This is a genomic window from Vibrio sp. (assembly GCF_984391705.1).
Window position 1 is genome coordinate 1 of the sequence record NZ_CFHWOM010000104.1, and the last position, 6,117, is coordinate 6,117.

The 6,117-nt window shown below is 45.1% G+C and carries 6 protein-coding genes; 3 read left to right on the forward strand and 3 right to left on the reverse strand.

Features of this window, described 5'->3' with window-relative positions; all coding sequences use genetic code 11:
* The first annotated feature begins 15 nt into the window (after nucleotides 1-15).
* The 3 genes from map (at nucleotide 16) to AC4MRV_RS21345 (ending at nucleotide 4,112) form a co-directional block, all read left to right on the forward strand.
* Complete coding sequence (map, locus tag AC4MRV_RS21335; RefSeq protein WP_491189296.1) at nucleotides 16-894, forward strand: type I methionyl aminopeptidase; 879 nt, start codon at nucleotides 16-18, stop codon at nucleotides 892-894.
* A gap of 101 nt (nucleotides 895-995) precedes the next feature.
* On the forward strand, nucleotides 996-3,617 hold the full coding sequence (gene glnD / locus AC4MRV_RS21340; protein WP_491189297.1) for a bifunctional uridylyltransferase/uridylyl-removing protein GlnD: 2,622 nt from the start codon (nucleotides 996-998) through the stop codon (nucleotides 3,615-3,617).
* 111 nt (nucleotides 3,618-3,728) lie between these two features.
* On the forward strand, nucleotides 3,729-4,112 hold the full coding sequence (locus tag AC4MRV_RS21345; protein WP_491189298.1) for a DUF3461 family protein: 384 nt from the start codon (nucleotides 3,729-3,731) through the stop codon (nucleotides 4,110-4,112).
* Between the two features lie 40 nt (nucleotides 4,113-4,152).
* On the opposite strand, the gene pgpA is transcribed toward AC4MRV_RS21345, so the two are convergent.
* The 3 genes from pgpA to nusB form a co-directional block, all read right to left on the reverse strand.
* On the reverse strand, nucleotides 4,153-4,659 hold the full coding sequence (pgpA, locus tag AC4MRV_RS21350; RefSeq protein ID WP_491189299.1) for a phosphatidylglycerophosphatase A: 507 nt from the start codon (nucleotides 4,657-4,659) through the stop codon (nucleotides 4,153-4,155).
* A gap of 12 nt (nucleotides 4,660-4,671) precedes the next feature.
* On the reverse strand, nucleotides 4,672-5,637 hold the full coding sequence (thiL, locus tag AC4MRV_RS21355) for a thiamine-phosphate kinase (protein ID WP_491189300.1): 966 nt from the start codon (nucleotides 5,635-5,637) through the stop codon (nucleotides 4,672-4,674).
* 82 nt (nucleotides 5,638-5,719) lie between these two features.
* On the reverse strand, nucleotides 5,720-6,117 hold a 398-nt coding region (gene nusB / locus AC4MRV_RS21360), incomplete at its 5' end, for a transcription antitermination factor NusB (protein WP_491189301.1).

Below are 6,117 nucleotides of genomic sequence, written 5' to 3' on the forward strand. Positions count from 1 at the left end.
AAATAGAGAAAGCCGATGTCAATCAAGATTAAAACAGCTGAAGAAATCGAACGTATGCGACTAGCGGGCGCGTTGGCCGCTGAGATCCTAGAAATGATCGAACCTCATATTAAAGAAGGGGTTACAACAGATGAGCTAAACCAAATCTGTCACGATTACGGGATTGAGAAAGGTGCTTACTCGGCTCCTCTTGATTACCACGGTTTCCCTAAATCTATCTGTACGTCCATCAACCATATTGTCTGTCACGGCATTCCTGCTTCTCAAGATGAAGTAGGCAGCAACGGCCAATTGAAGCCCGCTGTTTTGAAAAACGGCGACATCATCAATGTAGATATCACAGTCATCGTTCCAAATGAGGAAGGTGTTGATCTCAGCGTTCGTCCAGATGGCTACCATGGTGATACGTCTAAAATGTTCTTTGTTGGCGATGTGTCTCCAGCAGATAAACGTCTATGTATGGTGACTCAAGAAGCACTCTACGTCGGTATGCGTAAAGTCAAGCCTGGTGCAACCGTGGGTGACATTGGTACAGCTATCGAGAAGTACATCAAAGAGAACAACAAAAAGAATCCACGTAATAAATTCTCTATCGTGAAAGATTTCTGTGGTCACGGCATTGGCAACGAGTTCCACGAAGAACCGCAAATCGTGCACTACAAAAACAATGACCGTCGCGTATTAAAAGAAGGTATGTGCTTCACTATTGAACCTATGATTAACGCGGGTAAATTTGGTGTTACGGTTGATGCTGAGGATGACTGGACGGTTTACACTGGTGACAGCAAGAAGTCAGCTCAGTACGAGCACACTATCCTAGTCACCAAGACTGGTTGCGAAGTTCTCACGCTACGCAGTGATGACACTATCCCACGCATGATGAACAACGCATAATCGAATCAAATACATATAATATCCCCGCACAGTCGGGGATATTTTTTTATCTACCCTTCTGTTAAATTGGTCGCTAGGACTATTTTGCACGGACTTGCTGTATGCCTTTTCAATCGCCGCTGATGTTCGAAGATCAGCAGATCACAATCAGTGAACTTAAATCACAACTAGAAAAATTTGCTGATTATCAGAAAACGGAATTTCTCAACCACCACCCGGTCACTGATCTCGTTCTTGGGCGAGCAGAGTACATCGATTTGCTACTCAACCGCTTATGGCAACACTTCGGCTTTTCAGAATTGCCAAACATAAGCTTAGTGGCTGTTGGTGGTTACGGTCGAGGAGAGTTACACCCTCTTTCTGATATCGATATTCTTGTCGTATCTCGTAAGACACTGCCGGACTCTCTTGCATCTAAAGTCAGTGAATTTATTACCTTACTGTGGGATTTAAGATTAGAAGTAGGCCACGCAGTACGTAGCGTTGAAGAGTGTGCCTCTATTGGCCGGGAAGATTTAACCGTTGCAACCAACCTACAAGAATCTCGCCTACTTTGTGGTTGTGAAGATACATTCCACCAACTAAAGATGGTTATTCACTCCGAATCATTCTGGCCGAGCGAAATTTTCTACAAAGCGAAGATACAAGAGCAAAAATCGCGTCATGCTCGCTATCACGATACAACTTATAACCTAGAGCCTGATATCAAATCTACCCCAGGTGGACTACGAGATATTCATACCCTGAGCTGGATAGCTCGTCGTCACTTCGGCGCTACCTCTCTACTTGAAATGAGCCGTTACGGGTTCTTAACCGACGCAGAATATCGAGAGTTAGTAGAATGCCAAGATTTCCTTTGGCGAGTGCGTTTTGCGCTGCATATTGAACTAAAGCGTTATGACAACCGTCTTACTTTTGCGCATCAAGCCCAAGTAGCCGAAAGCCTAGGTTTTGCCGGAGAAGGCAATCGCGGTGTCGAGATGATGATGAAAGAGTTCTATCGCACACTACGCCGCGTCGCAGAGCTCAACAAAATGTTACTTAAGCTGTTTGACCAAGCAATTTTGGAGAACGGTGTAGAAGCAGAACCAGAAGTGCTAAGTGACGATTTCCAACGCCGTGGCCACCTAATTGAAGCGCGAAAGCCTGCCCTATTCCAAGCCCGACCAGAAACCATTTTGGATATGTTTCTTCATATTGCGAACGATTCAACCATTGAAGGCGTAGCGCCACCAACGATGCGCCAACTTCGCACTGCGCGGCGTCGTTTAAACAAGTTCTTGCACACCATTCCAGCGGCTCGAGAGAAGTTCTTAGAGCTCTGCCGACATCCTAATGCACTACACAAAGCATTTAGCTTGATGCATAAACTAGGAGTGCTTTCTGCATACCTACCGCAATGGAGCCAGATTGTCGGCCAAATGCAGTTTGACTTGTTCCATGTCTACACGGTCGATGAACACAGTGTTCGCCTTCTCAAGCACATTAACACGTTCAGTTACGCGAAAAACCACGATAAACACCCGATCTGCTGTGAAGTCTATCCGAGAATACAAAAGAAAGAGCTGCTGATCATCGCTGCCATCTTCCACGATATTGGTAAAGGTCGAGGCGGTGACCACTCTGTCATTGGAGAAGGCGAAGCTTATGAGTTTTGTATCGAACACGGCCTCTCTAAACCAGAAGCGAAACTCGTTGCTTGGTTGGTGCGCAATCACCTATTAATGTCAGTGACAGCCCAGCGACGAGATATCTATGATCCTGAAGTGATCACTGAGTTTGCAAAACAGGTTCGTGACGAGGAGTACCTAGAATACCTCGTCTGTCTAACAGTCGCCGATATCTGTGCAACCAACCCCGAGTTATGGAACAGTTGGAAGCGCACGTTACTGGCTGAGCTTTTCTACTCGACTCAACGCGCACTGCGTCGCGGGCTCGAAAACCCGGTCGATGTTCGTGAACGTATCCGCCATAACCAACAGTTGGCTTCAGCACTGCTACGCAAAGAGGGCTTCACAGCACGTGAAATCGAAGTACTTTGGCAACGCTTTAAAGCGGATTACTTCCTTCGCCATACTCATAAACAAATTGCTTGGCACTGCATGCACTTGCTCCGCCATGAAGATCACTCTCAACCGCTGATTTTGATTTCCAAAAAAGCGACTCGGGGAGGCACAGAAGTGTTTGTCTATAGCAAAGACCAGCACGCGTTGTTTGCATCGGTTGTCGCTGAACTCGATAGACGTAACTTTAACGTCCACGACGCGCAGGTCATGACAAGTAAAGATGGTTATGTACTCGATACATTTATGGTGCTAGATCAACATGGTGAAGTCGTTGATGAGAGCCGCCATAAAGCCGTTATCAAACACCTTGCTCATGTTCTCCAAGATGGACGACCAACCAAAATTAAAACACGACGTGTACCACGTAATCTGCAACACTTTACGGTAAAAACCAAAGTCGATTTCCTTCCAACAAAAAGTAAGAAACGTACTTTAATGGAGTTTGTTGCATTAGACACACCAGGTTTATTGGCGACCGTTGGTGCAACCTTTGCGGACTTAAGAGTCCACCTGCATGCGGCCAAAATTACGACCATTGGAGAGCGAGCAGAGGATTTATTCATCATTACTAGTGAGAATGGTGGAAAATTAACAGAACAAGAAGAAACTCAACTAAGAGAACTACTTGTGAGTAATGTAGCAGAACTTGCTCCTTAAGCGATCTTGACCACAAGTTATCGCACTGCTCGAAAAATCAACTATCTACAACGTGAATAGGCTGCTACATTATTTAGTGTTCAGTAAATAACACAGATAAAGAGGTAGCCTATGTTTCCACACCTCACCGGTTTAGGTATCCACGATCCTAAACAGATTGAGCGCTATTCACTCCGCCAAGAAGCGCACAAGGATGTGTTGAAAATCTATTTTCGTAAGCAAAAAGGAGAGCTGTTTGCGAAGAGTGTTAAGTTTAAGTACCCGCGCCAAGTAAAGAATGTCTTGGTCGATAGTGGTAGTCACCAGTACAAAGAAGTGACAGAAATAAACCGTAACTTAACCTTGGTTATCGATGAACTTAATAAGATCACTAAGCCAGAGAAATCGGTAGAGTTAGATGTGAAAGAGAAAATTCTATCCGACCTGCGTCACCTGGAAAAAGTAGTTTCAAGCAAGATCGCAGAGATCGAAGCAGATCTAGACAAGCTTAAGTAAGCTAGATAACGCTGCGCTAGACAGTGCAGCGTTTTTGCATCTAAACCAACCAGCCAGCGTATTTGCCTACCAAATAAAGCGTAATCCCCGCCATAACGCCGGCAACGATATCATCAACCATTATCCCTAGCCCGCCATGAACGCGTTTATCTAACCAACCAATCGGCCAAGGTTTCACCATATCAAAGAAGCGAAATAGAACGAAGCCGGTCAATATCCACTTCCAATCCATAGTACTCAAATTAAAGAGTGGCACCACCAGCATGGTTATCCAAAATCCGGCAAACTCATCCCAGACGATTGAGCCGTGATCATGTACCCCCATGTCATCAGAAGTGATTTGGCAGATTTTAATTCCGATCACGCACGATATCGCGACAGCCAAAACATAGAGCGGTAATGGCAACTGAACCAAAAGTAAGTAAAAAGGAATTGCGGCCAATGTACCCATGGTGCCAGGGATAATCGGCGATAAGCCACTGCCAAATCCCGTCGCTAAGAGATGCCAAGGATTTTTCAACGAAATAAGAGATAAAGGGTTGGTCATAATACTGCTTTGTTATTTGAAATGGTCATAGCCACTGAGTGACCAGTCAAGCGAACTGCCCTGAGAATGAATATCCAAGGTTCCCTCTGGTCGAATTTGTCCAATACAGGTGACGCGAGTGCCACAATGAGCCAAGGTACTTTCAATCGCACCTTGATTTTCCTCGGGCACCGTAAAACACAGTTCGTACTCTTCACCACTCGATAACGCGTATTGTTGCGCTTTCTCAGTGCTGCCTATAAATTCAATCAACTCATTAGAAACAGGAAGCGTCGATACGTCAATACTCGCCCCCACTTTTGAGCGTTTTAGAATGTGCTGCACATCAGAGATTAAGCCATCCGATATATCGATTGCCGAACTTGCTAGCCCCAATAGAGCCTGGCCAACCAACACCCTTGGAGATGAGAGATAATGTCGCTGCTCGAGTTCACTGGCATATGGCTTATCTTTTAAATGAGGAGACAAGATTACATCTAAGCCCGCTTTGCTATCACCTAGATTCCCTGTTACATAGATACGGTCTCCGACTCCGGCACCATCGCGACGAAGCGCTTTTTCAGGATTCACTAATCCTTGAACCGTTAAGGTCAAGCTAAGTGGACCTTTCGTCGTATCTCCACCGATCAACTGAATGCCAAAGTAATCGGCAAGAGCAAAAAAAGAGTCACAAAATGGGGCAAGCCACGTCTCATCAGGCTCAGGCATCGTTAACGCAAATGAAACCCAAGCGGGTGTCGCACCCATCGCAGCCAAATCACTAATGTTAGAAGCCAACGCTTTGTGAGCCACTAACGCAGGGTCAGCATCTACCAAAAAGTGCGTCCCCGCAACCAATGTATCTGTGCTAATGGCCACTGACAAACCTTGAGGAACTTGAACTAATGCGCAATCATCCCCAGCAGAAAGTAAAACATCATTGCGCTGCTTTTGACGGCCGACGAAATATTTTTCAATGAGATTAAATTCACCTGACATAGCGTTCTTGTTTTAGTTGTTGGTGTATTTTGACCTATAAAAAAGGTCAGCAACTGCTGACCTTTTTAAATTCTGTATTCAATTACTTCTTACGAACGTGTGGTGCTGCCTTATCAAGTACACCATTCACGAATTTGTGGCTTTCTTCTGCTGCGAATACTTTTGCAAGCTCAATCGCTTCATTGATAACCACTTTGTAAGGTACATCTTCACGACGTGTCATTTCATACATAGCAAGACGAAGTAATGCTAACTCCATCATGTCTAAGTCCTGCATAGGACGCGCTGTGTATGGACGAATCTTGCTATCAAGCTCTGTGTGACTTAGCACAACACCTGTTAGTAGGTCACGGAAGTATGCGACGTCTGTGTCTGGAGTAGAAAGTGCAGGTTCAGATGCATGATGTTCTTCTTCATCATACTTGCCACCTGACAAAAACTGCTCCTCAATCGTAGCAACATTTTCTTTAGTAATTTGCC